General features: G+C 60.5%; 22 protein-coding genes and 1 pseudogene. 12 read left to right on the top strand and 11 right to left on the bottom strand.

Going from position 1 to position 26,323, the window contains the following annotated elements; all coding sequences use genetic code 11:
• Positions 1-65: 65 nt before the first annotated feature.
• Both FQ192_RS05020 and FQ192_RS05015 read right to left on the bottom strand, forming a co-directional pair.
• Positions 66-1,666: pseudogene (locus tag FQ192_RS05020) on the bottom strand (ABC transporter substrate-binding protein).
• 345 nt (positions 1,667-2,011) lie between these two features.
• A complete protein-coding gene (locus tag FQ192_RS05015; RefSeq protein WP_149657611.1) occupies positions 2,012-2,731 on the bottom strand; it encodes an SIMPL domain-containing protein in 720 nt (239 codons plus the stop codon).
• 231 nt (positions 2,732-2,962) lie between these two features.
• Between FQ192_RS05015 and FQ192_RS05010 the strand changes: the two genes are divergently transcribed.
• The 4 genes from FQ192_RS05010 to FQ192_RS04990 all read left to right on the top strand — a co-directional run bounded on the left by FQ192_RS05010 (position 2,963) and on the right by FQ192_RS04990 (position 7,591).
• Positions 2,963-4,225 (top strand): ATP-binding protein, encoded by a 1,263-nt coding sequence (locus tag FQ192_RS05010; protein ID WP_149657610.1) that lies wholly within the window; start codon positions 2,963-2,965, stop codon positions 4,223-4,225.
• On the top strand, positions 4,218-4,778 hold the full coding sequence (locus FQ192_RS05005) for a response regulator transcription factor (RefSeq protein WP_007942792.1): 561 nt from the start codon (positions 4,218-4,220) through the stop codon (positions 4,776-4,778). Before FQ192_RS05010 ends, FQ192_RS05005 begins: the two co-directional genes overlap by 8 nt.
• Positions 4,779-4,875: 97 nt before the next feature.
• On the top strand, positions 4,876-6,603 hold the full coding sequence (locus FQ192_RS05000; RefSeq protein ID WP_149657609.1) for an ABC transporter ATP-binding protein/permease: 1,728 nt from the start codon (positions 4,876-4,878) through the stop codon (positions 6,601-6,603).
• Between the two features lie 238 nt (positions 6,604-6,841).
• Positions 6,842-7,591, top strand: coding sequence for a FadR/GntR family transcriptional regulator (locus FQ192_RS04990; RefSeq protein ID WP_054616145.1), 750 nt, complete (start codon positions 6,842-6,844; stop codon positions 7,589-7,591).
• A gap of 436 nt (positions 7,592-8,027) precedes the next feature.
• Here FQ192_RS04990 and FQ192_RS04985 read toward each other — a convergent pair whose 3' ends face one another.
• Together FQ192_RS04985 and FQ192_RS04980 are read right to left on the bottom strand one after the other, a co-directional pair.
• On the bottom strand, positions 8,028-8,216 hold the full coding sequence (locus tag FQ192_RS04985; RefSeq protein ID WP_149657607.1) for a hypothetical protein: 189 nt from the start codon (positions 8,214-8,216) through the stop codon (positions 8,028-8,030).
• A gap of 15 nt (positions 8,217-8,231) precedes the next feature.
• Positions 8,232-9,530 carry a phospholipase gene (locus FQ192_RS04980; RefSeq protein WP_149657606.1) on the bottom strand — a complete coding sequence of 433 codons (1,299 nt, stop codon included), beginning with the start codon at positions 9,528-9,530 and terminating at the stop codon, positions 8,232-8,234.
• 237 nt (positions 9,531-9,767) lie between these two features.
• Here FQ192_RS04980 and kdgD point away from each other — a divergent pair, with 237 nt between their 5' ends.
• The 5 genes from kdgD to FQ192_RS04955 all read left to right on the top strand — a co-directional run bounded on the left by kdgD (position 9,768) and on the right by FQ192_RS04955 (position 16,327).
• Positions 9,768-10,679, top strand: coding sequence for a 5-dehydro-4-deoxyglucarate dehydratase (gene kdgD / locus FQ192_RS04975; RefSeq protein WP_149657605.1), 912 nt, complete (start codon positions 9,768-9,770; stop codon positions 10,677-10,679).
• A gap of 61 nt (positions 10,680-10,740) precedes the next feature.
• Positions 10,741-12,186: an aldehyde dehydrogenase family protein gene (locus tag FQ192_RS04970; protein ID WP_149657604.1), complete on the top strand. Its 1,446-nt coding sequence runs from the start codon at positions 10,741-10,743 to the stop codon at positions 12,184-12,186.
• A gap of 99 nt (positions 12,187-12,285) precedes the next feature.
• The gene (locus tag FQ192_RS04965; RefSeq protein ID WP_149657603.1) at positions 12,286-13,650 is read left to right on the top strand and encodes an MFS transporter; all 1,365 of its coding nucleotides are present in this window, start codon (positions 12,286-12,288) and stop codon (positions 13,648-13,650) included.
• 11 nt (positions 13,651-13,661) lie between these two features.
• Positions 13,662-15,215, top strand: a complete 1,554-nt coding sequence (garD, locus tag FQ192_RS04960; protein WP_149657602.1) for a galactarate dehydratase — start codon at positions 13,662-13,664, stop codon at positions 15,213-15,215.
• 170 nt (positions 15,216-15,385) lie between these two features.
• Positions 15,386-16,327: an AEC family transporter gene (locus tag FQ192_RS04955; RefSeq protein ID WP_133838521.1), complete on the top strand. Its 942-nt coding sequence runs from the start codon at positions 15,386-15,388 to the stop codon at positions 16,325-16,327.
• Here FQ192_RS04955 and FQ192_RS04950 read toward each other — a convergent pair.
• From FQ192_RS04950 to gatC, 7 genes are all read right to left on the bottom strand, one after another.
• Positions 16,324-17,913, bottom strand: a complete 1,590-nt coding sequence (locus tag FQ192_RS04950) for a S8 family serine peptidase (RefSeq protein WP_178128998.1) — start codon at positions 17,911-17,913, stop codon at positions 16,324-16,326. The genes FQ192_RS04955 and FQ192_RS04950 overlap by 4 nt on opposite strands.
• A gap of 188 nt (positions 17,914-18,101) precedes the next feature.
• Complete coding sequence (locus FQ192_RS04945) at positions 18,102-18,482, bottom strand: carboxymuconolactone decarboxylase family protein (RefSeq protein ID WP_149657600.1); 381 nt, start codon at positions 18,480-18,482, stop codon at positions 18,102-18,104.
• The gene (locus tag FQ192_RS04940; RefSeq protein WP_149657599.1) at positions 18,479-19,540 is read right to left on the bottom strand and encodes a calcium/sodium antiporter; all 1,062 of its coding nucleotides are present in this window, start codon (positions 19,538-19,540) and stop codon (positions 18,479-18,481) included. The genes FQ192_RS04945 and FQ192_RS04940 overlap by 4 nt, the downstream gene beginning before the upstream one ends.
• A 46-nt stretch (positions 19,541-19,586) precedes the next feature.
• Positions 19,587-19,961 carry a septal ring lytic transglycosylase RlpA family protein gene (locus FQ192_RS04935; RefSeq protein WP_149657598.1) on the bottom strand — a complete coding sequence of 125 codons (375 nt, stop codon included), beginning with the start codon at positions 19,959-19,961 and terminating at the stop codon, positions 19,587-19,589.
• A 146-nt stretch (positions 19,962-20,107) separates the two neighbouring features.
• The gene (gatB, locus tag FQ192_RS04930; RefSeq protein WP_149657597.1) at positions 20,108-21,553 is read right to left on the bottom strand and encodes an Asp-tRNA(Asn)/Glu-tRNA(Gln) amidotransferase subunit GatB; all 1,446 of its coding nucleotides are present in this window, start codon (positions 21,551-21,553) and stop codon (positions 20,108-20,110) included.
• A 10-nt stretch (positions 21,554-21,563) separates the two neighbouring features.
• A complete protein-coding gene (gene gatA, locus FQ192_RS04925) occupies positions 21,564-23,015 on the bottom strand; it encodes an Asp-tRNA(Asn)/Glu-tRNA(Gln) amidotransferase subunit GatA (RefSeq protein WP_123516360.1) in 1,452 nt (483 codons plus the stop codon).
• Between the two features lie 16 nt (positions 23,016-23,031).
• Positions 23,032-23,319, bottom strand: coding sequence for an Asp-tRNA(Asn)/Glu-tRNA(Gln) amidotransferase subunit GatC (gene gatC / locus FQ192_RS04920; protein WP_007901429.1), 288 nt, complete (start codon positions 23,317-23,319; stop codon positions 23,032-23,034).
• Between the two features lie 211 nt (positions 23,320-23,530).
• Here gatC and mreB point away from each other — a divergent pair, with 211 nt between their 5' ends.
• The 3 genes from mreB (at position 23,531) to mreD (ending at position 26,313) form a co-directional block, all read left to right on the top strand.
• Complete coding sequence (gene mreB, locus FQ192_RS04915) at positions 23,531-24,568, top strand: rod shape-determining protein MreB (protein ID WP_002555108.1); 1,038 nt, start codon at positions 23,531-23,533, stop codon at positions 24,566-24,568.
• A gap of 189 nt (positions 24,569-24,757) precedes the next feature.
• A complete protein-coding gene (mreC, locus tag FQ192_RS04910; protein ID WP_372242322.1) occupies positions 24,758-25,822 on the top strand; it encodes a rod shape-determining protein MreC in 1,065 nt (354 codons plus the stop codon).
• Positions 25,822-26,313, top strand: a complete 492-nt coding sequence (gene mreD / locus FQ192_RS04905; RefSeq protein WP_133838528.1) for a rod shape-determining protein MreD — start codon at positions 25,822-25,824, stop codon at positions 26,311-26,313. The genes mreC and mreD overlap by 1 nt, the downstream gene beginning before the upstream one ends.
• Positions 26,314-26,323: the final 10 nt, after the last annotated feature.

The following is a 26,323-nucleotide window of genomic DNA, read 5'->3' as shown; positions in this document are numbered from 1 at the left end:
CGGTGCAAACGGCGCCCCACGAGGGGGCGACGGGCGCGTATGGCGCACCCGACTGGGGCGCGGTGTTACTTATTTATACCCACGCCATAGAAGGGCGTGAGGCCAAACGGGCTGATCTTGAAGTCGGTTACTTCCTTGCGCAAAGGCTGGAACACCGTCGAGTTGGCGATCGGGGTAATCGGCACCTGTTGCTTGAGGATTTTCTGCGCCTGCTGGTAGAGCTTGACCCGTTCGTCACGGTCGGTGGACACCTTGGCCTGCTGGACCAGTTTGTCGTACGCCGGGTCGCACCACTTGGCGTAGTTGCTACCTTTCACCGCAGCGCAGCTGTAGAGCACGCCGAGCCAGTTGTCCGGGTCGCCGTTGTCGCCGGTCCAGCCGTAGATCATCGCGTCGTGCTCGCCGTTCTTGGCGCGCTTGATGTACTCGCCCCACTCATAGCTGACGATGTTGGCCTTGATCCCGACCTTCTCCCAATCCTGCTGGATCATCTGTGCCGACATCCGCGCATTCGGATTGGACGCGCGCTGCACGGTCATGGCCCACAAATTAATGGTCGTACCGGGTGCAACCCCCGCTTCTTTCAGTAGCGCCTTGGCCTTGGCCGGATCGTGGGGCGCGTCCTTGATAGTCGGATCAAATGACCATTGCGCCGGCGGCAGGGCGTTTTGTGCGAGTTGCCCGGCGCTCTGGTACACGGCTTTGATGATCGCGGATTTGTCGATGGCCATGTCCAGCGCCTGGCGCACCTTGAGCTGGTCCAGCGGCGGATGGGTCACGTTGTAGGCCAGGAAGCCAAGGTTGAAACCGGCCTGCTTGAGCACCGTCAGGTTCGGGTCTTTTCCATCACTTCAATATCGGCGGGGCGCGGGTAGCCGCTGACCTGGCATTCGCCAGTCTTGAGCTTCTGCAAGCGCACGGCGGCGTCGGGGGTGATCGAGAACACCAGGTTGTCGATTTTCACATCCTCGGGTTTCCAGTACGCCTTGTTGCCGGCGTAACGGATCTGCGAGTCCTTCTGATAACGCTTGAACACGAACGGCCCGGTGCCGACTGGCTTCTGGTTAATGTCTGCCGCTTTGCCTTCCTTTAATAGCTGCGCGCCGTACTCGGCGGACTGCACCGAGGCGAAGCTCATGGCCAGGTTCTGGATGAACGCGGCGTCGATGTTGTTCAGGCTCAAGCGCACGGTGTGCTCGTCGATCTTGTCGACACTCTTGATCGTCTTGTTCAGGTCCATGTCGGTGAAGTATGGCGACTCGGCGGGATAAGCCTTGCGGAACGCATTCTCCGGGTCGAGCAGGCGCTGGAAAGTGAACAACACGTCGTCGGCGTTGAAGTCCCTGGTCGGGGTGAAGTAGTCGGTGGTGTGGAATTTCACGCCGTGGCGTAGGTGGAAGGTGTAGCTCAAGCCGTCCTGGCTCACGTCCCAGCTGGTCGCCAGCCCCGGTTCGACTTCGGTGCCGCCTCGCTTGAATTGGGTGAGCCGATTGAAAACCGTCTCGGCCGAAGCATCGAAGTCGGTACCGCTGGTGTACTGGCTCGGGTCGAAACCGGCGGGGCTGGCTTCGGAGCAATAGACCAGGGTCGTAGCGGCTTGGGCGAACGGCGCGGAGGTGGCTAAAGCGAGGGCGAGCAGCAGCGGTTTGACGGTGGTTCTTTCCATGGAGTCCCCGGGGGATTTGGGTAGCGGTATACCCCTGAGAGTAGCTGTGTTGACGGGTCGGGCGGAAATATCGTTTTTTGAGGGGGACTGCTCTATCCGGGCATAGTTGAGGAGGGCGCGGGTCGATTACGGCATGAACGCGATGGCGTCCGGCGGATTATCGCAGGCAATAAAAAACGGCGGTCACGCCAGGTGATCGCCGTTTGATTGATCGTTCCCACGCTCTGCGTGGGAATGCCTCCCCGGACGCTCTGCGTCCGCTCTTGGGACGCAGAGCGTCCCTTGCTGCATTCCCACGCGGAGCGTGGGAACGATCAGGCGCTCTGGTGTGTACGGGCTACTGAATCAAGGCGTCATCAACACTTCAATCGAGCCATCCGCCGTCATGCTGACCTGGCTGGTGCCAGCCTCAACTTCAGGCGTCACCGGCGCGGAGTCCATGCCCGCCGCTTTCATCATCATCGGCGCGCGCATGTAGGGTTGTGGATAACCGTTGCTGTTCAGGTTCAGGTTGACGATTTTGTAACCCTTGCCGCCCAGCGCATCGGTCGCCAGTTGCGCGCGGGCCTTGAACGCGGTGACGGCGTCTTTGAGCAGTGCGTCTTCGCTGGCCTTGCGGGTTGGCGTGGCGATGGCGAAGTCCATGCCGCCCATTTTCAGGTCGGTGAGCAGTTCGCCGGTCAGTTTCGACAGGGCGGCGAAGTCCGAGCTTTCCAGGCGCAGTTCGGCGCGTTCACGCCAGCCGGTGATTTTCTGGCCTTTGGTGTCGTAGATCGGGTAGCTGTTGCGGCTGCCTTGGCGCAGGGTGATGTCTTTGACTTGCTTGGCCTGGGCCAATGCCTTGTTCATGGTGGTGCTGACGTCGGCGGCGAGCTTGGCCGGGTCGGTGTTTTGTTCTTCGGTATAGAGCGTCACGATCATCAGGTCGCGGGCCACTTCCTGGCTGACTTCGGCGCGCAGGGCAATCTGGTTGTAGTGAAGTTCGTCGGCGGCCAGGGTCGGGAGACTGGCGACGGTGCCCACGCTGAGGGCGAGAAGGGCGGCGCTGCGGCGCAATGTGTGCATGAAAAGCTCCTTGGAAGGGCGCAGGGGTTAAGGTCCGAGCCTGCGTGAAACCATCAGACTCTATGGGGCAGCTGCAAGTTTCAAGCTACAAGCCACAAGCTTTTAACTTACAGCTTGCCGCTTAAAACTTGCCGCTGCTTCTATGTGTCCATTTGCCGCACTTTTGCCTGCCAGCCCCCGTGCTTGGTTATACTCCGTGCGATCCGCCTGGAGCGCTCATCAGGAGAGCTCATGCTCGCCCCCGTTCAAATCACTTCCGCGACTCGCCAGAATCTCTGGCGGCTGACGTTCATCCGCACTTTGGTACTCGCCGCCCAGGCCGGCTCCGTCGGGCTGGCCTACTGGTTCGATTTGCTGCCCTTGCCCTGGTTTCAACTGGCATTGACCCTCGGCTGTTCGATGCTGCTGTGTGCATTCACCGCCATTCGCCTGCGCACCTCGTGGCCGGTCACCGAACTCGAATACGCCGTGCAATTGGCCTGCGACCTGTTTATCCACAGTGCCTTGCTGTATTTCTCCGGCGGTTCGACCAACCCGTTCGTCTCTTATTACCTGGTGCCGCTGACCATCGCCGCCGTGACCTTGCCGTGGCGTTTTTCGCTGATTCTGTCCGGCATCGCCCTGGCCATGTACACCTTGCTGCTGGCGCGGTTCTACCCGCTGCAAACGTTCCCGATTGCCCGGGAAAACCTGCAGGTGTACGGGATGTGGCTGAGCTTCGCCCTCGCTGCGGCAGTGATCACGTTTTTCGCCGCACGCATGGCCGAAGAGTTGCGGCGTCAGGATGAGCTGCGCGCCATCCGCCGCGAAGAAGGCTTGCGCGATCAGCAATTGCTGGCCGTGGCCACGCAAGCCGCCGGCGCTGCGCATGAACTGGGCACGCCGCTGGCGACCATGAGCGTGCTGCTCAAAGAGATGCAGCAGGATCATCCCGACCCGCTGTTGCAGGATGATCTGAAGGTGCTGCAGGATCAGGTCAAACTCTGCAAAGAGACTTTGCAACAACTGGTGCGCGCCGCCGAAGCCAATCGCCGTCTGGCGGTGGAGATGCAGGACGTTACCGATTGGCTCGACGAAGCCCTGAACCGCTGGCACCTGATGCGCCCGGAAGCCAGTTACCGCTTCCAGCGTCTCGGCCAGGGCACGGTGCCGCGCATGGCACCGCCGCCGGATTTGACCCAGGCGCTGCTGAATTTGCTGAACAACGCCGCCGATGCCTGCCCCGAAGGGCTGCAAGTGACGCTGGACTGGAACGCCGAAGACTTGACCATCAGCATCCGCGATCACGGCGCCGGTGTGCCGCTGGCCATCGCCGAGCAGATCGGCAAACCGTTTTTTACCACCAAGGGCAAAGGTTTCGGCCTGGGCCTGTTTTTGAGCAAGGCCAGCGTGACACGCGCGGGCGGCTCAGTGAAACTCTACAGTCATGAGGAAGGTGGCACGCTTACCGAGCTGCGCCTGCCCCGTGTCGCCCGAGGAGACGAACATGAGTGACGAGATCCAAGTAGAAGGCGAAGAACTGCCGCATTTGCTGCTGGTAGACGATGACGCCACCTTCACCCGCGTGATGGCCCGTGCCATGGCCCGCCGTGGTTTTCGTGTCAGCACTGCCGGTTCCGCCGAAGAAGGCCTGACCATCGCCCAGGCCGACCTGCCGGACTACGCCGCGCTCGACCTGAAAATGGACGGCGATTCCGGCCTGGTATTGCTGCCGAAACTGCTCGAACTCGACCCGGAAATGCGCGTGGTGATCCTCACCGGTTATTCGAGCATCGCCACCGCTGTCGAGGCGATCAAGCGCGGCGCCTGCAATTACCTTTGCAAACCGGCGGACGCCGATGACGTGTTGGCGGCGCTGCTGTCCGAGCACGCCGACCTCGACACCCTGGTGCCGGAAAACCCGATGTCCGTGGATCGCCTGCAATGGGAGCACATCCAGCGGGTGTTGACCGAGCACGAAGGCAACATCTCCGCCACGGCCCGCGCCCTGGGCATGCACCGCCGCACGCTGCAGCGCAAACTGCAGAAGCGTCCCGTTCGTCGCTGAACCTGCGCTGAATGAAGGCAGGCCGCTCCTCGCGGGGAACCGAACCGATCATCTATGATCGGTTCGTGTGTGTTCTTTTCTCTATCGAGCCTTATCCATGAATCAGAACGCTGAATATTCCGCGGTCAATGATGCGGTGCGCGGGCAGTTTTTCCGCAAAGTCTGGGCGATGATCACGCCGTATTGGTCCAGCGAAGAGAAGGTCAAGGCCTGGACGCTGTTGATCGCGGTGATTGCGTTGTCGCTGCTCAGCGTGGGGATCTCGGTGTGGTTCAACACCTGGTACAAGGATTTCTACAACGCCCTGCAAAAGAAGGATGAAGCGGCGTTCTGGCGGCTGATCCTGTATTTCTGCGGGATTGCGACGGTGGCGATTGTCGGCGCGGTGTATCGCCTTTACCTGACGCAGATGCTGACCATTCGCTGGCGTGCGTGGCTCACCGAAAAGCATTTCGCCCGCTGGCTCGCCAACAAGAATTACTACCAGCTGGAGCAGGGCGGTTACACCGATAACCCGGACCAGCGGATTTCCGAAGACCTCAACAACTTCACCTCCAACACCCTGGAACTGGGCATTGGTTTGCTGCGCAACATTGTCAGCCTGGTGTCGTTCTCGATCATTCTGTGGGGCGTGTCGGGCAGTATTGAAGTGCTCGGTTTCACCATTCCCGGCTATATGTTCTGGTGTGTGCTGGTCTACGCCGTGATCGGCAGCTGGCTGACTCATTTGATCGGTCGTCGCTTGATCGGCCTCAACAACCAACAACAACGCTTCGAAGCCGACCTGCGCTTCTCCATGGTCCGGGTGCGTGAAAACGCTGAAAGCATTGCGTTGTACAACGGCGAGCCGAATGAAAACCGGCGCCTGAGCAGCCGTTTCGGTCTGGTCTGGCACAATTTCTGGGACATCATGAAAGTGTCCAAGCGCCTGACATTCTTCACTGCCGGTTACAGCCAAGCCGCCATCATCTTTCCGTTCATGGTGGCCGCGCCGCGTTATTTCGCGGGCAAGATCGAACTCGGTGAGCTGATGCAAATCAGTTCGGCGTTCGGCAATGTGCAGGAGAGTTTCAGCTGGTTTATCAGTGCGTACCAGAACCTCGCGGCGTGGCGTGCCACCTGCGATCGTCTGCTGAGTTTCCATCAGGCCATGCGCGATAACGAAGAGCGTGCACCGGCCATCGACGTGCAGAACCAGGGTTCGGACTTGAAAATCCACAACCTGGGCCTGGACCTGGCGGATGGCCGTCACTTGCTGACCAACGCCGACATGACCGTGGAGGAGGGCGAGCGCGTCATGCTCAGTGGGCGTTCCGGCAGCGGTAAGTCCACGCTGCTGCGGGCGATGGGGCATTTGTGGCCGGCGGGCCACGGCAACATCCGGTTGCCGGCGGCGCGTTACCTGTTCCTGCCGCAGAAACCGTATCTGCCGATTGGCACCTTGCGTGAAGCCTTGAGTTATCCACAGCCCGGCGACACCTACGCGCCTGAGCGTTATGCCGAAGTGCTGGAAACTTGCCGCTTGCCGCATCTGGTGGCGCGTCTGGACGAAGCCAATCACTGGCAGCGCATGTTGTCGCCGGGTGAACAGCAACGTCTGGCCTTCGCCCGGGCGCTGCTTTACGCGCCGCAATGGCTATACATGGACGAAGCCACCTCGGCGATGGATGAAGAGGACGAAGCGTCGCTGTACCAGGCGTTGATCGATGAAATACCGGGGTTGAGCATTGTCAGCGTCGGCCATCGCAGCAGCCTGAAGCGTTTCCACCCAAGACATATCCGAATAGACAACGGCCATCTGGTGGATCAAGCCGTAACCGCCTGATCCCCACACATCCCTTGATGGGACGGGCCTTTGTGGCGAGGGGGCTTGCCTCCGTTGGACTGCGCAGCAGTCCCCTTCTTTTGCTGAAGAGGAGGGGGCCGCTTCGCGACCCAACGGGGGCAAGCCCCCTCGCCACACAAGCCTCGCTCCTACAGGGGCCGTGTTCTTCAACGGTGATCGTACAACCCGCTTGCGCTATGATGCGCTTTCAGCCGAATTCTCGAGACAGACGTTCACCATGGAAAACCCGATCGACGCACCTCGTCTCCCTCGCAAGCGCCGCAGCCTCGCTCAGGAACTGGTGACGGTGCTGTCCGAGCAGATCCGCGACGGTCAACTCAAGCGGGGCGACAAGTTGCCCACCGAGTCGGCGATCATGGACGCCCATGGCGTCAGCCGCACCGTGGTGCGTGAGGCGATTTCCCGTTTGCAGGCCGCCGGGCAGGTGGAAACCCGCCATGGTATCGGCACCTTCGTCCTCGACACGCCGAGCCCGAGCGGTTTCCGCATCGACCCGGCCACCGTGGTCACCCTGCGTGACGTGCTGGCGATCCTGGAGCTGCGCATCAGTCTGGAAGTGGAGTCCGCTGGCCTCGCTGCGCAACGTCGCAGCGCCGAACAACTTGGCCTGATGCGTGCGGCATTGGATGCGTTGAATGAAAGCGCCTCCCACGCCAGTGACGCGGTAGCTTCGGACTTCCAGTTCCACCTGCAAATCGCCCTGGCCACCGGCAACCGCTACTTCACCGACATCATGACCCACCTGGGCACCAGCATTATTCCGCGCACGCGGCTTAACTCCGCGCGCCTGGCCCATGACGACCAGCAGCACTACATGAATCGTCTGAGCCGTGAGCACGAAGAGATTTACGACGCTATCGCGCGGCAGGATTCCGATGCGGCGCGAGCAGCGATGCGACTGCATTTGACCAACAGCCGTGAGCGGCTGCGCCATGCCCATGAAGAGGCAGAAGCGCAACGCGGTTAAAAGATCGTGCCGACGCTCTGCGTGGGAATGCAGCCCGGGATGCTCCGCGTCCCATCAACAGCCGAACGCGGAGCGTCCGTTGAGGCATTCCCACGCGGGAGCGTGGGAACGATCAGGTCTGCGGGGGTTACGGAGCCGGGATGTTGAGCGGTTTGAAGATCGTTCCCACGCTCCGCGTGGGAATGCAGCCCGGGACGCTCCGCGTCCCATCAACAGCCGAACGCGGAGCGTCCGTGGAGGCGTTCCCACGCGGGAGCGTGGGAACGATCAGGTCTGCGGGGGTTACGGAGCCAGGATGTTGAGCGGTTTGAAGATCGTTCCCACGCTCCGCGTGGGAATGCAGCCCGGGACGCTCCGCGTCCCATCAACAGCCGAACGCGGAGCGTCCGTGGAGGCATTCCCACGCAGGAGCGTGGGAACGATCGAGCGATCGGGGTCAGGCCTTCAAGATTCCCCGATCCACTCGCACCGCTAAGTCCCCAGCCCCAGGCTTGGCATCAAACGCCACCACCCCCTGAGCATCCACAACGCCCCGCGCAATCGGCAGCCCCTTGGACAACAATTCCAGCGGCGCACCTTTCAATGACTGGCCCGAAGCCAATTCCAGTTTCACTTTAATCGTCATGTTCAGATCTCCTTATCAGGCCACGTTGCCGGTTGGGTGGTAGTCCTTGAGCAGCAGGTACGTGCTCCAGCCCCACCAGTCATCGACGGTGGCGATGTCGTTGAGGTTGTTCACATCCTTGCGCCGCAGCACCTTGCCGCCCTCAAGCCGAAACAGCGGCGCGAAATTGCTCGCCAGGTTCAGCACCGCCTGCAGGTCCGGCAGCTGTTTCAACGCCGCGAAGCTGGTGAAGGCCGGAACGGTCCCGTTGAGGTAAGCCGCGAACACTTCATCCGCTGACACCTGGACCGCTTGATTAACGTGCAGGCGATTGGCGCTGTCGATGGCATCGAAGTAGCGCTTGTCGCCATAGGCGCGCCATTGCTCGCCGTTGCCGTTGCGCACATTGAGGCCGAACTTGCTGTCTTCGTCGTGCATGAAACGGGTGATCAGCGAGCCCAGGTCGCTCGGTGTCACCGCCGCCGCCATGGCTTTGCGCGGCACACGCAAGTGGCCAGCGGAAAACAGGTCGGTGAGGTAGTGATCGGCAAAGGCATTCATCGCGTAGGCGATTTCCAGCTGTTTTTCATCACGGCTGGTGTGAGCAGCCGCCGCGTGTTGAAGCGCGGCGGTGTGGCCGGCGATATAAGCCTGCTGCGCCCACTCGCCAAAGTGGTCGGCGTTGTTCGCCGCCAGTTTCAGATAACGCCCCAGCGGAAATAGCGCCGAGACGAAACTGCCGCCGCCGGTGATCTTGTTCCACTCTTCCGACAACGTATCACCCAGGGCGTCATAGGCTTCGTGGGGTTGTTTGCCGTCCTTGATCGCCTGTTTAACGGCGTCGATTTCTTTCTGCATCACCGCGAGGATTTTCACCGCCTCGACTTTGGACGCGGACACCACCGCCAGGGTGTCGAACGCGGTAATAAAGCGGTTCAGGCGATCCACCGGCGTGGCGCCGTCGCTCACGGGGCGATCAGCAATGCCGTAGAAATCACCGCCCAATGCCAGTATCTGGCCGTAGGTTGGCGCGAGCCCGTTGGTCAGGTGCAATTGCACGTTTTGGGCGAGGACCGGCTCGGCGTTTTCGACGAAACGCAGCAGGGTGTTGTCGCCAATGGCGGTGTGTTCGCCGCCCTCGAACTTCAGCACCGGCTTGCCTTTCAAGGCTTTGGCGGGGGCAGGCGTCGGTGGATGGCTGTGTTGTTCGGCGATGTGCAGCACCAGGTGATCGTTATCCCCGGCAATGGCGATGCCGTGCCCGGTAAAAAGATCATCGAAACGGGCGATGACCTGCTTGGGCTGTTCCTTCGGTTGCAAGTGTAGACCTGACATTTCTAGCTCCTTGATATGTCGTAGGTGGTTTCAGATTTAACTGTATGTATATACAGTTAAAACGATCTTAGTCGAGAATCTTCCTACGTCAAGAAATCACTTTGTCCGACTCCAATTTTGCGGTCGGCGATGAAATGCAGTTGACGGTTGTATTTTAAGTTGTACGATGACTTACAACTTCGGCCGAGGCTGAACGGTTTTCTCACACATCACGTCGCTACCCAGGGTGTTCGAATAATGAATCCACAAGAACTGAAGTCCATCCTCTCTTCCGGTCTGCTGTCCTTCCCGGTCACCGACTTCAATGCTCAGGGCGATTTCCATCGCGCGGGCTATATCAAACGTCTCGAATGGCTGGCCCCATACGGCGCCTCGGCACTGTTCGCCGCAGGCGGCACCGGTGAGTTCTTCTCTCTGGCGGCCAGCGAATATTCGGAAATCATCAAGACTGCCGTCGACACCTGCGAAACCAGCGTGCCGATCCTGGCCGGCGTGGGCGGTTCGACTCGCCAGGCCATCGAATACGCACAGGAAGCCGAGCGTCTGGGCGCCAAAGGCCTGTTGCTGCTGCCGCACTACCTGACCGAAGCGAGCCAGGACGGCGTTGCCGCCCACGTTGAAGCCGTGTGCAAATCGGTGAAAATCGGCGTCGTGGTCTACAACCGCAATGTCTGCCGCCTGACCGCGCCGCTGCTGGAACGCCTGGCCGAGCGCTGCCCGAACCTGATCGGCTACAAGGATGGCCTGGGCGATATCGAGTTGATGGTGTCGATCCGTCGCCGCCTCGGTGATCGCTTCAGCTACCTGGGTGGCTTGCCGACCGCCGAAGTCTACGCCGCTGCCTATAAGGCGCTGGGCGTACCGGTTTACTCCTCGGCGGTGTTCAACTTCATCCCGAAAACCGCGATGGATTTCTACCACGCCATTGCCCGCGAAGATCACGCCACCGTGGGCAAGATCATCGACGACTTCTTCCTGCCGTACCTGGACATCCGTAACCGCAAAGCCGGTTACGCGGTGAGCATCGTCAAGGCCGGGGCAAAAATTGTCGGCTATGACGCAGGTCCTGTGCGTGCACCGCTGACCGATCTGACGGCCGAAGAGTACGAAATGCTCGCGGCGCTGATCGACAAGCAAGGTGCTCAGTAACACACCCGATTAAACAAGGCCGCTGAGTAATCAGCGGCCTTTTGCTTGAGGAGATTTTCAGATGGCTGATTCAAAGCGTTTTGATAACTACATCAACGGTGAGTGGGTGGCCGGCAGCGAATACTGCGCCAACATCAACCCGTCCGAACTGACTGACACCATCGGTGAATACGCCAAGGCTGACCTGGTCCAGGTTCACGCGGCCATCGACGCCGCTCGCGCTGCGTTCCCGGCCTGGTCGACCTCGGGCATTCAGGCGCGCCACGATTCGCTGGATAAAGTCGGTACTGAGATCCTCGCCCGCCGCGAAGAACTCGGCACCTTGCTGGCCCGGGAAGAGGGCAAGACCCTGCCTGAAGCCATCGGCGAAGTGACCCGCGCCGGTAACATCTTCAAGTTCTTCGCCGGTGAAACCCTGCGCCTGTCCGGCGACTACCTGCCGTCGGTACGTCCGGGCGTCAACGTTGAAGTCACCCGCGAAGCGTTGGGCGTGGTCGGGCTGATCACCCCGTGGAACTTCCCGATTGCGATCCCGGCGTGGAAAATCGCCCCAGCCCTGGCCTACGGCAACTGCGTGGTGCTCAAGCCTGCGGATCTGGTGCCGGGTTGCGCCTGGGCCCTGGCCGAAATCATCTCCCGCGCAGGCTTCCCGGCTGGCGTGTTCAACCTGGTGATGGGCAGTGGTCGTGTGGTTGGCGATGCGCTGGTGCAGAGCCCGAAAGTTGATGGCATCAGCTTCACCGGCTCCGTCGGTGTCGGTCGCCAGATCGCCGTCAGCTGCGTGTCGCGCCAAGCGAAAGTGCAGCTGGAAATGGGCGGCAAGAACCCGCAGATCATTCTCGACGACGCCGACCTCAAGCAAGCGGTCGAGCTGTCGGTACAGAGCGCGTTCTACTCCACCGGCCAGCGTTGCACCGCTTCCAGCCGCTTCATCGTCACCGCCGGGATTCACGACAAGTTCGTTGACGCCGTGGCCGAGCGCATGAAGTCGATCAAGGTCGGCCACGCGCTGAAAACCGGTACCGACATTGGTCCAGTGGTGTCCCAGGCGCAGCTTGAACAAGACTTGAAGTACATCGACATCGGCCAGTCCGAAGGTGCGCGTCTGGTCAGCGGCGGTGGTCTGGTGACCTGCGATACCGAAGGCTACTACCTCGCCCCGACGCTGTTTGCCGACAGCGAAGCCGCGATGCGCATCAGCCGCGAAGAGATCTTCGGCCCGGTGGCCAACGTGGTTCGCGTCGCGGATTACGAAGCGGCTCTGGCCATGGCCAACGACACCGAATTCGGTCTGTCGGCGGGCATCGCCACCACGTCGCTGAAGTACGCCAACCACTTCAAACGCCACTCCCAGGCCGGGATGGTGATGGTCAACCTGCCGACCGCTGGCGTGGATTACCACGTGCCGTTCGGCGGGCGTAAAGGTTCATCCTATGGTTCCCGCGAGCAAGGTCGCTACGCGCAAGAGTTCTACACGGTCGTAAAAACTTCCTACATCGGATCGTAACCCGCTGCACCCGCGCGAGGCCTTTGCCTGAGGCCTCGCGTGGCACAAGACCAAAGAATGTTTTACCCGCATAAAAATAATCAGTGGGAGTACATCTACATGCAAGCGACCAAGCCGACCCACGTCCGCTATTTGATTTTGCTCATGCTTTTCCTTGTGACCACGATCAACTACGCCGACCGGGCCACTATCGCCATCGCCGGCTCCAGCCTGCAAAAAGACCTCGGCATCGACGCGGTCACCCTCGGCTATATCTTCTCTGCATTCGGTTGGGCCTACGTGGCCGGGCAAATCCCCGGTGGCTGGTTGCTCGATCGTTTTGGCTCGAAAAAAATCTACGCGCTGAGCATCTTCACCTGGTCGCTGTTCACCGTGTTGCAGGGCTATGTCGGTGAGTTCGGCATGTCCACGGCCATTGTTGCGCTGTTCATGCTGCGCTTCCTGGTGGGCCTGGCCGAAGCGCCATCCTTCCCCGGCAACGCACGCATCGTCGCGGCCTGGTTCCCGACCGCTGAACGCGGCACCGCTTCGGCGATCTTCAACTCGGCGCAGTACTTCGCCACCGTGTTGTTTGCGCCGCTGATGGGCTGGATCGTCTACACCTTCGGCTGGCAGCACGTGTTCGTGGTGATGGGCGGCATCGGCATCGTGTTCTCGCTGATCTGGCTGAAAGTTATCCACAGCCCGCGCCAGCACCCGATGATCAACGAAGCCGAGTTCAAGCACATCGCCGACAACGGCGGCATGGTCGACATGGACCAGGACAAGGGCAAAGGTAAAAAGGTCGACGGTCCGAAGTGGGACTACATCCGCCAGTTGCTGACCAACCGCATGATGCTCGGCGTGTACCTGGGCCAGTACTGCATCAATGGCATCACCTACTTCTTCCTGACCTGGTTCCCGGTGTACCTGGTGCAAGAGCGCGGCATGACCATTCTCAAGGCCGGTTTCATTGCTTCGTTGCCGGCGATCTGTGGCTTTATTGGTGGTGTACTCGGCGGGGTGATTTCCGATTACCTGCTGCGCAAGGGCCATTCCCTGACCTTCGCCCGCAAGGCGCCGATCATTGCCGGTTTGCTGGTCTCCAGCAGCATCGTCGCGTGCAACTACGTGGACATCGAATGGATGGTCGTCGGCTTCATGGCCCTGGCGTTCTTCGGTAAAGGCGTGGGCGCGCTGGGCTGGGCCGTGGTGTCCGACACCTCGCCAAAACAGATCGCCGGTTTGAGTGGCGGCCTGTTCAACATGTTCGGCAACATCGCGTCGATCACCACCCCGATCGTGATTGGCTACATCATCAGCGCCACCGGTTCGTTCAAATGGGCGCTGGTGTTCGTCGGTTGCAACGCCCTGGTCGCGGTGTTCAGCTACCTGGTGATCGTTGGTCCGATCAAACGCGTGGTGCTCAAAGAGCCGCCAAGCACCGGTCCTGAGCTGACCAAATTATCTGAAGCGCATTCCTGAGGAGCGGCGTCATGCAGTTGATTGAACATTCCGACTCGCCGCGCTACATCCGCCTGCACGAGCGGGACAACGTAGTGATTGTGGTCAACGACCAGGGCGTGCCGGCCGGCACCGAGTTTCCCGATGGCCTGGTCACGGTGGATTTCGTGCCCCAGAGCCACAAGGTCACCCTCGAGGACATTCCCGAGGGCGGTCAGGTGATTCGCTACGGCCAGACCATTGGCTACGCCTTGCAGCCGATTCCGCGCGGCAGTTGGGTCAAGGAAGATCAACTGCGCATGCCCACCGCGCCACCGCTGGACAGCCTGCCGCTGTCCACCGATGTGCCGGCGACCCAGGCACCGCTGGAAGGCTTCACCTTCGAGGGGTATCGCAACGCCGACGGCACCGTCGGTACGCGCAATATTCTCGGGATCACCACGACGGTGCAGTGCGTCACCGGTGTGCTCGATCATGCGGTCAAGCGCATCAAGGACGAGTTGCTGCCGTTGTACCCGCACGTCGATGACGTGGTGGCGCTGACCCACAGTTACGGCTGCGGCGTTGCGATCACGGCGACCGACGCATACATCCCGATCCGCACCGTGCGCAACCTCGCACGCAACCCGAACCTGGGTGGCGAAGCGCTGGTGATCAGCCTCGGCTGCGAAAAATTGCAGGCCGGGCAGGTGATGCACGACAACGACAGCTCGGTGGATTTGAGCGAGCCTTGGCTGTATCGCTTGCAGGATTCGAGTCACGGTTTCACCGAGATGATCGAGCAGATCATGGCGCTGGCCGAAATCCGTTTGAAGAAGCTTGATCAACGCCGCCGGGAAACCGTGCCGGCGTCCGAGCTGATCCTCGGCATGCAGTGCGGCGGCAGCGATGCGTTTTCCGGGATCACCGCCAATCCGGCGTTGGGTTATGCCTCGGACTTGCTGTTGCGGGCGGGTGCGACGGTGATGTTTTCCGAAGTCACTGAAGTGCGCGATGCGATTTACCTGCTGACCTCCCGCGCCGAAACCAAGGAAGTCGCCGAGGAACTGGTGCGGGAAATGGACTGGTACGACCGTTACCTGGCCAAGGGCGAAGCGGACCGCAGCGCCAACACCACGCCAGGGAACAAGAAGGGCGGGTTGTCGAACATTGTCGAGAAGTCCTTGGGCTCGATCGTCAAATCCGGCAGCAGCGCGATCAACGGCGTGCTCGGCCCTGGCGAGCGCTTCAAGCGCAAAGGGCTGATTTTCTGCGCGACCCCGGCCAGTGATTTTGTCTGCGGCACGTTGCAACTGGCGGCGGGGATGAACCTGCATGTGTTCACCACCGGGCGTGGCACGCCGTATGGTTTGGCGATGGCGCCGGTGGTCAAGGTCTCGACCCGGACTGAACTGGCGCAGCGCTGGCCGGACCTGATCGACATCGATGCCGGGCGGATTGCCACCGGGCGCGCTTCGATTGAAGACCTCGGCTGGGAGTTGTTCCATTACTACCTGGACGTGGCCAGCGGCAAGAAACAGACCTGGGCCGAGCAGCACAAACTGCATAACGACATCACCTTGTTCAACCCGGCGCCGATCACTTAAGACCGCGTTATCGTTCTTCGCGGGCAAGTCGAATCGTCGCACCGCTCGCTCCTACAGACCACCGAACCTGTAGGAGCGAGGCTTGCCCGCGAAGGCGTTCTCCCAGACGCCGATGTCTTCCGTGGCATATCATTCGCCCTTAATGACGCCCACCCAAGGTCCCCTCCGGCATGCTGGCAATCTTCCTCGAAACCCTGAACATCACCGCGCCGGTGTTTGCCATGCTGTTTCTGGGTGTGCTGCTCAAGCGCATCGACTGGATCAACGACAACTTCATCCACACCGCCTCGGCCCTGGTGTTCAATGTCACCATGCCGGCGTTGCTGTTCCTCGGCATCCTGCATGCCGACCTGCACGCTGCATTGCAGCCGGCGCTACTGATCTACTTTTCGGTGGCGACCCTGGCGAGTTTCGCCATCGCCTGGGGCTGGGCGATCTGGAAGTGTCCGCGGGAAGACCGGGGCATCTACACCCAAGGCGCGTTTCGCGGCAACAACGGGGTGATTGGCCTGGCGCTGGCCGCGAGCATGTACGGCGACTACGGGATTTCCCTCGGGGCAATTCTCGCGGCGTTGGTGATCCTGTTTTACAACACCCTCTCGACCATCGTGTTGGCGGTGTACAGCCCGGTGATCAAGTCCGATCCGTGGAGCATCTGCAAAAGCGTGTTCAGCAACCCGCTGATCATCAGCGTGTTTGCGGCGGCGCCATTTGCCTATTTCAAGCTCAGTTTGCCGGGCTGGCTGGAGACTTCAGGCCAGTACCTGGCGCAAACCACCTTGCCGTTGGCGCTGATCTGCATCGGCGGCACCTTGTCCCTGGCGGCGTTGCGCAAAAGCGGCAACATGGCGCTGAGCTCTAGCCTGGTGAAGATGATCGGCCTGCCGGTGCTGGCGACCGTAGGCGCGTGGCTGTGGGGCTTTCGTGGGGCGGAGCTGGGGATCTTGTTTCTGTACTTCGGCAGCCCGACGGCGGCGGCGAGTTTTGTCATGGCGCGTCAGGCCAACGGCAACCATGAATTGGCGGCGGCGATTATTGTGATTACGACATTGATGGCCGCGGTGACCACCAATATCGGGATCTTTGTGTTGCAGTGGGGTGGGTGGATTTAGCGTTTCGCTTCCAGGTCGCTCAGCCAGCGGGCGACATTCGGTCGATAGCCGACCCCGTCGACTGCGCCCTCATCATAGCCGTAGTACATGGCGGCTTCCCTGAAGACTAGCGGTGGATAGTATTCGCGCCTTTCCGACAGCGCATAACCTTGCACGATCGCCAGGGCTGCCGCACACAGTGGGGTTGCACTCGAGGTTCCTGAATAGGAAGAGGTGTAGCTTGCGTTGATGCCTCGGTTTTGCAGATGTCCATAACCGGTAGTCGTCACTGAGTCACCCCATGAATTGAGCCACAGAGAGTAGTGGTTGTAGTTGGACGTTGATCTACGGCGCCCGGTGCTGGGTGTGCAAGCACCCACCAGTGTGCCGCCGCTGTCACCCCAATCATTCATAGCGCTTTCGCTCAGATTCATTGCACCGTTGGCGGCGGCGAGCAGAACGGTGACATGGCGCTGGGTCAGCGCGTGAATTTTGTCCCACCATGACTTACTGTCGATCACGGGCAGACGGCCACGGATGCTGTCATTGAATTCGATGTCCAGGGCCACAATGTCGGCCAACTCGGCGTTCTGAACAATTAAATCAAGATCCCCCGTGTCGTAGAAAAGAAAGCGGCAGCCGTGCGCTATGCCCTTGACCCCAAAGCTGTTGTCGGTTCCAACCACACAGCCACAGGAGGCTGTCCCGTGGTTGCAATCTTCGGTTTCCAAACGACTAGTGATCACCTGAACATTGGCCAGGTCTTCATGGTTTTTATACACACCGAAATCAAGATGGTGCACGGTTGCACCGGCGCCATGCCGTTCATCCCAGATGCTGCGGATGTTCATCCCACGAGGGGCATCAACGTAAGTTTGCAGTTGGGTAAAGTCCGGCGTGGGGGTGTCTGTGCTTGTCAGTTGTTCTTGTTCCTCAATGCCCTCATCCGCCAGCGCGGGAAGTTCCGGCGCTTTCATCGATTTAGTGTCCGGTGTGACGGAACAGTAAATAACATAGTCCAGGGTTTCCAACTCCGTTGCGATCGGGATCAAGTCCTCTTTTGGGATAACGCCGTCAATCCGGTAGAAATCGGAAAATGCCTCAAGACCTTTTTTACGCGTGGTCACCGCCGAAAAAACCAGCCTGAAGCGGAGCGTATGCTTGATGCCGTTGAAGATGGACAGCACTTTGGCAGACTCGTGTTCAAGCTTCGCCAGACCGCCAGGTTGAAACTTGACCTCAAGGAAATGATGTTCGATACCTTCATAGAGCCAGTGACCACCTTTAAGAGATTTGCTGGGCGGTTGGTTCACGGCAGGCGCAACGGGATAGGGCTGAGACATCGGGGATATATTGATTTCCATCGATTCGCCAGTCGCCAGTGTTCCATCATCCAGCGTCAGTCGGCAGGTAGCCTTATAAGTACCGGCTGGCTGATTATCAAAGCTCAGGGTTTCATCTTTTGTTAGTGAGTCAATCTGCGCGACCGTCTTACCCGCTCGTTGCAGGTGATACTGAATGTGCTTGAAGGCTTTTACGCCGATGTATCTAACGTGGATTTTTCCATCAAATTCAACGCTACTGAATATCATCAGGTCGGGTTTCATGGCTCTTGTCCCTGTCATTTGATAGGCGTGGGGGAACTCGCTGCAGACAGGCAGATTGTTGAATAGGGATGGAGGATTTACGACTGTCAGAAATACCAGTTTCGACGAATGGCTATCTGGCGGGCAAACTTGTGAGTCAGGACAAACCAGAAGACTGGATCGTCTCCCGGTTCGAGTGGCAGAACGCCTTACTGTACCGGCTTGTAGGTTTCGATCACTTCCTGCGCCGCGCGAAACGCATCAATCGCCGCCGGCACCCCGGCATACACCGCGCAATGCAGCAGTGCTTCACGAATCTCTTCTACGGTGCAGCCATTGTTCAGCGCGCCACGCACGTGACCTTTCAACTCCTGCGGGCACTTCAACGCGGTCAGCGCGGCGAGGGTGATCAGGCTGCGGGTTTTCAGCGGCAAACCTTCACGGTTCCAGACGCTGCCCCAGGCGTGTTCGTTGACGAAATCCTGCAGCGGTTGGCTGAACTCGGTGGCATTGCCCAGTGCGCGGTCGACGAACGCATCGCCCATCACTTGGCGGCGTACTTCAACGCCGGGCTTCTTGTTGTCGGTCATGGCACATCCCTCTTGTGGTGTTGGCGGCGCCAGGCGCGCAGCGACGTGAACAGCAAGAACGCCACCAGCGCCGGCAGGACGAAAATCAGCATCAAATGTTCAAGCTTGCCGGCCAGGGGCATGCCGGTGGTGAACGCCACCACGTGCAACCCGTAGGCCAGGTACAAACCCAGAAACAGCAGGCCCTCGGCCCGGGTCACCCGATAACCGGAATAGAACACCGGCAGGCACAGCGTGGCGACGCCGAGCATCACCGGCAGATCGAAATCCAGGGCATTGGGCGACACCGACAGCGGCGACGGCGCCACCAAGGCGGTAAAGCCCAGCACGCCCAACAGGTTGAACAAGTTGCTGCCGATCACATTGCCCACGGCAATCTCCCGCTGACCGCGCAGGGCGGCGATCAGCGAGGTGGCCAGTTCCGGCAGGGAGGTGCTGATGGCGACGATGGTCAGGCCGATGACGCGCTCTGACAGCCCCAGATCGGTAGCGACCGACACCGCAGCGCCCAGTAGCAAATGACCGGCATACACCAGCATCGCCAGTCCGGCGACGATCATCAGCAGGCTGGTGATCCACGGGGCTTGTGCGGTGGCTTCGTGAGTCGATTGTGGCCGGGTCGAGTGTCGCGACTGGCGCAACAGCAAACCCAGGTAAACCACCAACGCGGTCAGCAGGATGACACCGTCGGTGCGGGTCAGTTCTTCGTTCCAGGCCAATACACAGACCAACAGGCTGGCGCCGATCATCAGCGGAATGTCCAGCCGAACGAGCTGGCGCGAGACCCGCAACGGAATGATCAGCGCCGACAGACCGAGGGTGACGAGGATGTTGAAGATGCTGCTGCCGATCACGCTGCCGACGGCGATGTCAGGGTTTTGCGCCAGCATGGCCTGCAGGCTGACCGCCATTTGCGGGGCGCTGCTGCCGAGGGCGACGATGGTCAGGCCGATGATCAGCGGCCGCACATGCAGGCGCGCGGCCAGGCGCACGGCGGCGCGCACCATCAGCTCGGCGCCGGCGATCAATAGAAACAGGCCGCTGAGCAGTTCGATCAGGCTCAGCAGAGGGATGTCTTCTAATCCGTAAATGGTCTCGGCTCCGTCAATCGTCGAGGGCTTGCACGCGAACCCGTGCGGTACCGGCGCGCAGCATGCCCAGCCGCTCGGCGGCTTCGTGAGACAGATCGATCAGGCGCCCACGGGTATGCGGCCCGCGATCATTGATGCGCACCACGCAGGATTTGTCGTTATTCAGATTGGTGACCTTCACCCGCGTGCCGAAGGGCAACTGGCGATGGGCGGCGGTCAGGGAATTCTTGTCGAAACGCTCACCGCTGGCGGTGCGTTTACCTTGGTGTCTGGCGCCGTAATAGGACGCGGTGCCGGTCTTGTCGTAACCGTGTGGGTCGATGATGTCGTTGCTGGCGCAACCGGCCAGCAGGGAGAGCAGGGCGCAGGCGCCCAGTAGACGCTTCATTCAAAAGCTCCCAAGTGATCGTTCCCACGCTCCCGCGTGGGAACGCATCCCGTGACGCTCTGCGTCACATTGCGATGGACGCGGAGCGTCCGGGGCGGCATTCCCACGCACAGCGTGGGAACGATCCTCGGGCCCAAGACCACGGTTTAGCCTTCGAGCTTGCTTTTCAGCAGTTCGTTGACCTGTTGCGGGTTGGCCTTGCCTTTGGAGGCTTTCATGGCCTGGCCGACGAAGAAGCCGAACATCTTGCCGCGTTTGGCTTCATCTGCCGCGCGGTACTGTTCAACCTGTTCGGCGTTGGCCGCGAGCATCTCGTCCAGCACCGCCGAGATGGCGCCGCTGTCGGTCACTTGCTTGAGGCCGCGCTTGTCGATGATCTCGTCCGCGCTGCCTTCGCCGCTGGCCATCGCCTCAAACACAACCTTGGCGATTTTGCCGGAGATGGTGTTGTCGGTGATGCGCAGCAGCATGCCGCCCAGTTGCTCGGCCGAGACCGGCGACTGTTCGATGTCCAGGCCCTGTTTGTTCAACAGGCTGCCCAGTTCAACCATCACCCAGTTGGCCGCGAGTTTGGCGTCGCCGCCGATGCTTACGACTTTCTCGAAGTAATCGGCCTGCTCGCGGCTGGTGGCCAGGACGCTGGCGTCATACACCGACAGACCGAACTGCGCCTGGAAGCGCTCACGTTTCTGCGGTGGCAATTCCGGCAGGGTGGCGCGCACGTCCTTGAGGAACGAGTCCTCGATCACCACTGGCAGCAGGTCCGGATCGGGGAAGTAACGGTAGTCGTTGGCTTCCTCTTTGCTGCGCATCGGACGGGTTTCGTCCTTGTTCGGATCGTACAGGCGGGTCTGCTGGATCACTTTGCCGCCGTCTTCGATCAGCTCGATCTGACGGCGCACTTCGCTGTTGATCGCCTTCTCGATAAAGCGGAACGAGTTGACGTTCTTGATCTCGCAGCGGGTGCCGAATTCAACCTGGCCTTTCGGACGGATTGACACGTTGCAGTCGCAACGCAGCGAACCTTCGGCCATGTTGCCGTCGCAGATGCCCAGGTAACGCACCAGCGCGTGGACGGTCTTGACGTAGGCCACGGCTTCCTTGGCGCTGCGCATGTCCGGCTCGGAGACGATTTCCAGCAGCGGCGTGCCGGCACGGTTCAGGTCGATGCCGGTGGCGCCGTTGAACTCTTCGTGCAGGCTTTTACCGGCGTCTTCTTCAAGGTGCGCACGGGTCACGCCGACACGTTTGATCGTGCCGTCTTCCATGGCGATGTCCAGGTGGCCCTTGCCGACGATCGGCAATTCCATCTGGCTGATCTGGTAGCCCTTGGGCAGGTCCGGGTAGAAATAGTTTTTACGGGCGAACACGTTGTGCTGGCCGATTTCGGCATCGATGGCCAGGCCGAACATCACCGCCATGCGTACCGCTTCCTGGTTCAGCACCGGCAGCACGCCGGGCATGCCCAGGTCTACCAGGCTGGCCTGGGTGTTCGGCTCGGAACCGAAGGTGGTGGAACTACCGGAAAAAATTTTCGACCGGGTGGTGAGCTGGGTATGAATCTCCAGCCCGATCACGACTTCCCATTGCATGTGTTTCTCCTCAGAAGCCGGTTGGGGTGCGGGTGTGCCAGTCAGTGTTGAGCTGATACTGGTGGGCAACGTTCAACAGGCGACCTTCCTGGAAATACGGGGCGAGCAATTGCACGCCGACCGGCAGACCGTCGACAAAACCGGCCGGCATGGACAAGCCCGGCAGGCCCGCGAGGTTGGCGGTGATGGTGTAGACGTCTTCCAGATAGGCAGCGACCGGGTCGCTGTTCTTGGCGCCGAGCTTCCAGGCCGGGTTCGGCGTGGTTGGGCCGAGGATGATGTCGACCTCATTGAAGGCGGCCATGAAGTCGTTTTTCACCAGGCGACGGATCTTCTGCGCCTTCAGGTAGTAGGCGTCGTAGTAACCGGCCGACAGCGCGTAGGCACCGACCATGATCCGGCGCTGTACTTCGGCGCCAAAACCTTCGCCACGGGAACGCTTGTACAGGTCTTCCAGGTTTTTCGGGTCTTCGCAGCGATAGCCGAAACGCACGCCGTCGAAACGCGACAGGTTGGAGGACGCTTCTGCCGGGGCGATTACGTAGTACGCAGGAATCGCGTGCTGCATGTTCGGCAGGCTGATTTCCTTGATCACGGCACCGAGCTTTTCCAGCTCTTTAATGCTGGTGTGGATCAGCTCGGCAATGCGCGGGTCGAGACCGGCGCTGAAGTATTCCTTCGGCACGCCGATGCGCAGGCCTTGCAACGACGTGTTGAGGCTGGCGCTGTAATCCGGCACCGGTTCGTCGATGCTGGTGGAATCATTGGCATCAAAACCGGCCATGCCTTGCAGCAGAATCGCGCAGTCTTCGGCAGTGCGTGCCAACGGGCCGCCCTGATCGAGGCTGGAGGCGTAGGCGATCATGCCCCAGCGCGAAACGCGACCGTACGTCGGTTTCAGGCCGGTGAGGTTGGTGAACGCAGCGGGTTGGCGGATCGAGCCGCCGGTGTCGGTGGCGGTCGCGGCTGGCAGCAGGCGCGCGGCAACGGCGGCCGCCGAACCACCGGACGAACCGCCCGGCACGTGTTCCAGGTTCCACGGGTTTTTCACCGCGCCGTAGTAGCTCGACTCGTTGGCCGAACCCATGGCGAATTCGTCCATGTTGGTCTTGCCAAGGGTCACAGCGCCGGCAGCGGCCAGTTTGGCGACCACGGTGGCGTCGTACGGTGCTTTAAAGTTGTCGAGCATCTTCGAGCCGCAGCTGGTGCGGATGCCCTGGGTGCAGAACAGGTCTTTATGGGCGATCGGCGCGCCGAGCAGGGCGCCGCTCTCACCATTGGCGCGGCGTGCGTCAGCGGCTTTCGCCTGCTGGAGCGCCAGGTCTTCGGTGAGGCTGATGAAACTGTTGAGCTGTGGATCGAGCTGGGCGATGCGCGCCAGCAGGACTTTGGTCAGCTCTTCGGAAGAAAACTTTTTATCGGCGAGACCGCGGGCGATCTCGGCCAGAGTCATTTGATGCATTGCAGGCTCTTTCCCTTTAGTCGATGACTTTCGGAACCAGGTACAGGCCGTTTTCGACCGCTGGTGCGATGGACTGATAGGCCTCGCGATGATTGGTCTCGGTCACAACGTCGGCACGCAGGCGCTGGCTGGCTTCCAGTGGGTGGGCCAGCGGCTCGATACCGTCGGTATTGACCGCCTGCATTTCGTCGACCAGCCCAAGAATGCTGTTCAGGGCCGAAGTGATGTGTGGAAGATCGGCATCATTCAGGCCAAGGCAGGCCAGATGAGCGATTTTTTCCACGTCGGAGCGTTCAAGCGCCATTGCGATTCTCCAGTGGAAAACAGAACGGACGGCGTCCGTGTGTTAGATTGTCGGAACACTACCGCATTTCTACGGTCATAAGGCCGCGATTGTGGGGGTTGGTGCACAGAAAAGCGGCCAATTTAACATATTGGCGCCTTGCCCAAAATCCCTGTCGTTGTTAGAGTTTGCCGCACTTTTTTACCCACGCGTTGCCTAGGGTCCCTTTCCCATGTTCAAGAAACTGCGTGGCATGTTTTCCAGCGATCTTTCCATTGACCTGGGCACTGCCAACACCCTTATTTACGTGCGCGAGCGCGGAATCGTCCTGAATGAGCCCTCCGTTGTGGCTATTCGGACACACGGTAACCAGAAAAGTGTCGTTGCTGTCGGCACCGAGGCCAAGCGCATGCTCGGCCGTACGCCGGGCAACATTGCCGCCATTCGTCCGATGAAAGACGGCGTGATCGCCGACTTCAGCGTCTGCGAAAAGATGCTGCAGTACTTTATCAACAAGGTTCACGAAAACAGCTTCCTGCAGCCTAGCCCTCGCGTGCTGATCTGCGTTCCATGCAAATCGACCCAGGTCGAGCGTCGTGCCATCCGTGAGTCGGCCCTTGGTGCCGGTGCCCGTGAAGTGTTCCTGATCGAAGAGCCGATGGCTGCTGCGATCGGCGCCGGCCTGCCGGTTGAAGAAGCGCGCGGTTCGATGGTGGTCGATATCGGTGGTGGTACCACTGAAATCGCGCTGATCTCCCTGAACGGTGTGGTTTACGCCGAGTCCGTACGGGTTGGCGGCGACCGCTTCGACGAAGCGATCATCACCTACGTGCGTCGCAACTACGGCAGCCTGATCGGCGAATCCACCGCCGAGCGCATCAAGCAGGAAATCGGTACCGCCTACCCGGGCGGCGAAGTTCGCGAAGTCGACGTTCGTGGCCGTAACCTGGCTGAAGGCGTTCCACGCGCATTCACCCTGAACTCCAATGAAGTGCTGGAAGCTCTGCAAGAGTCCCTGGCCACCATCGTTCAGGCTGTGAAAAGTGCCCTGGAGCAATCGCCGCCGGAATTGGCTTCCGACATCGCCGAGCGTGGCCTGGTGCTGACCGGTGGTGGCGCCTTGCTGCGCGACCTCGACAAGTTGCTGGCCCAGGAAACCGGTCTGCCGGTGATCGTTGCCGAAGATCCGCTGACCTGCGTGGCTCGCGGCGGTGGTCGTGCCCTGGAAATGATGGATAAACACACCATGGATCTGCTGTCGAGCGAGTGATCTCGTCCGACACCTCTATGCTGTGAGCGCGCAGGCAGCACTTTGCAGTGCTGCCTGTTGCGTTTATCTTCTGTCAGTCTGCATCCAGGCCGGTTTGATGCCGTATGAATAAAGAGAACATTTGCCTGGGAGGAGCGGCTTATTAAACCGCTTTTCGCCAAAGGCCCCTCACTGGGCGTGCGCTTATTGGTGCTGGTCGTGCTTTCGGTCGCGCTGATGGTGGTCGATGCCCGCTTCACACTGCTCAAGCCAGTGCGTAGCCAGATGTCGCTGGTGCTGATGCAGTCCTACTGGATCACCGACCTGCCACAGCGGCTATGGCAAGGTGTGGCCAGCCAATTCGGCAGCCGTACCGAACTGGTTGCCGAGAACGAAAAACTCAAGACCGAAAACCTGCTGTTGCAGGGCCGTATGCAGAAGCTTGCCGCCCTCACCGAGCAGAACGTTCGGCTGCGCGAGTTGCTCAATTCCTCCGCGCTGGTCAACGAGAAGGTCGAAGTGGCCGAGTTGATCGGCATGGACCCCAACCCCTTCACCCATCGCATCATCATCAACAAAGGTGAGCGCGACGGTGTGGTCCTCGGCCAGCCGGTGCTCGACGCCCGTGGCTTGATGGGCCAGGTGGTGGAGTTGATGCCCTACACCTCCCGAGTGCTGTTGTTGACCGACACGACCCACAGCATCCCGGTGCAAGTGAATCGCAACGGCCTGCGGGCGATTGCCAGCGGTACCGGCAACCCGGAGCGCCTGGAACTGCGTCACGTCGCCGACACCGCCGACATTAAAGAAGGCGATCTGCTGGTCAGCTCCGGCCTCGGCCAGCGCTTCCCGGCGGGTTACCCGGTGGCGACGGTCAAGGAAGTGATTCACGATTCCGGCCAGCCGTTTGCCATCGTCCGCGCCGTACCGACTGCGGCCTTGAACCGCAGCCGTTATCTGTTGCTGGTATTCAGCGATGGTCGCACTGCCGAAGAACGCGCCAACGAAGCCGCCCAGGCCCAGGAAGCGCTGGACCAGCACGGCGGCGGGCCGATCATTCCGGCCACGGTGCCGAAACCGATTCCAGCCGTCGTGCCAGTTCCGGCCGTTGCCGCGCCAGTCACCGCACCAGCGGTCACAACGCCCACTGCAACGACACCGACCAAGCCTGCGGCCAGCACCCGTGCGGCCAAACCTGTCGCCAAACCGGCTGCCCCGAAACCTGCTGCCAAACCGCCAGTCACTGCACCGGCCACCACTGGGGGACGAGAATAATGGCGGGCGCTACTTCATCGCGTAACGGCTGGATCGTCTGGCTGACCTTCGCCATCGGCCTGCTGCTCAGCGTTTCGCCGCTGCCGCAGTTCATGGAAATCCTGCGTCCCTTGTGGCTGGCCTTGCTGCTGGCGTTCTGGGCGCTGGCCTTGCCGCAAACCGTCGGCATGGTCACTGCGTTTTGCCTGGGGCTGGCCGAAGACGTGCTCTACGGCACCTTGCTGGGCCAGAATGCGTTGATCCTGACGCTCATCACCTTCCTCGTGCTGTCGCTGCAACAACGTCTGCGCATGTTCCCGATGTGGCAGCAGTGCCTGGTGATCCTGGTGATCTTCGGCCTCGCGCAATTGGTGCAGCTGTGGCTCAGCGCCCTGACCGGCAACCGTCAGCCAACCTTGGCGCTGGTACTTCCGGCACTGGTGAGTGCGCTGCTCTGGCCGTGGATCAGCTTCGGTTTGCGTGGACTGCGTCGGCGCTACAAGATCAATTAATTCGGTCAGG

This window comes from Pseudomonas sp. ANT_J12, assembly GCF_008370045.1.
Lineage (GTDB): Bacteria > Pseudomonadota > Gammaproteobacteria > Pseudomonadales > Pseudomonadaceae > Aquipseudomonas.
This window is presented reverse-complemented; position numbering and strand designations above follow the sequence as displayed.

Coding starts and splice junctions, on each gene's coding strand:
- FQ192_RS05015 (WP_149657611.1), bottom strand. CDS start 2,731: ATGCACACATTGCGCCGCAGCGCCGCCCTTCTCGCCCTCAGCGTGGGC.
- FQ192_RS05010 (WP_149657610.1), top strand. CDS start 2,963: ATGCTCGCCCCCGTTCAAATCACTTCCGCGACTCGCCAGAATCTCTGG.
- FQ192_RS05005 (WP_007942792.1), top strand. CDS start 4,218: ATGAGTGACGAGATCCAAGTAGAAGGCGAAGAACTGCCGCATTTGCTG.
- FQ192_RS05000 (WP_149657609.1), top strand. CDS start 4,876: ATGAATCAGAACGCTGAATATTCCGCGGTCAATGATGCGGTGCGCGGG.
- FQ192_RS04990 (WP_054616145.1), top strand. CDS start 6,842: ATGGAAAACCCGATCGACGCACCTCGTCTCCCTCGCAAGCGCCGCAGC.
- FQ192_RS04985 (WP_149657607.1), bottom strand. CDS start 8,216: ATGACGATTAAAGTGAAACTGGAATTGGCTTCGGGCCAGTCATTGAAA.
- FQ192_RS04980 (WP_149657606.1), bottom strand. CDS start 9,530: ATGTCAGGTCTACACTTGCAACCGAAGGAACAGCCCAAGCAGGTCATC.
- kdgD (WP_149657605.1), top strand. CDS start 9,768: ATGAATCCACAAGAACTGAAGTCCATCCTCTCTTCCGGTCTGCTGTCC.
- FQ192_RS04970 (WP_149657604.1), top strand. CDS start 10,741: ATGGCTGATTCAAAGCGTTTTGATAACTACATCAACGGTGAGTGGGTG.
- FQ192_RS04965 (WP_149657603.1), top strand. CDS start 12,286: ATGCAAGCGACCAAGCCGACCCACGTCCGCTATTTGATTTTGCTCATG.
- garD (WP_149657602.1), top strand. CDS start 13,662: ATGCAGTTGATTGAACATTCCGACTCGCCGCGCTACATCCGCCTGCAC.
- FQ192_RS04955 (WP_133838521.1), top strand. CDS start 15,386: ATGCTGGCAATCTTCCTCGAAACCCTGAACATCACCGCGCCGGTGTTT.
- FQ192_RS04950 (WP_178128998.1), bottom strand. CDS start 17,913: ATGAAACCCGACCTGATGATATTCAGTAGCGTTGAATTTGATGGAAAA.
- FQ192_RS04945 (WP_149657600.1), bottom strand. CDS start 18,482: ATGACCGACAACAAGAAGCCCGGCGTTGAAGTACGCCGCCAAGTGATG.
- FQ192_RS04935 (WP_149657598.1), bottom strand. CDS start 19,961: ATGAAGCGTCTACTGGGCGCCTGCGCCCTGCTCTCCCTGCTGGCCGGT.
- gatB (WP_149657597.1), bottom strand. CDS start 21,553: ATGCAATGGGAAGTCGTGATCGGGCTGGAGATTCATACCCAGCTCACC.
- gatA (WP_123516360.1), bottom strand. CDS start 23,015: ATGCATCAAATGACTCTGGCCGAGATCGCCCGCGGTCTCGCCGATAAA.
- gatC (WP_007901429.1), bottom strand. CDS start 23,319: ATGGCGCTTGAACGCTCCGACGTGGAAAAAATCGCTCATCTGGCCTGC.
- mreB (WP_002555108.1), top strand. CDS start 23,531: ATGTTCAAGAAACTGCGTGGCATGTTTTCCAGCGATCTTTCCATTGAC.
- mreD (WP_133838528.1), top strand. CDS start 25,822: ATGGCGGGCGCTACTTCATCGCGTAACGGCTGGATCGTCTGGCTGACC.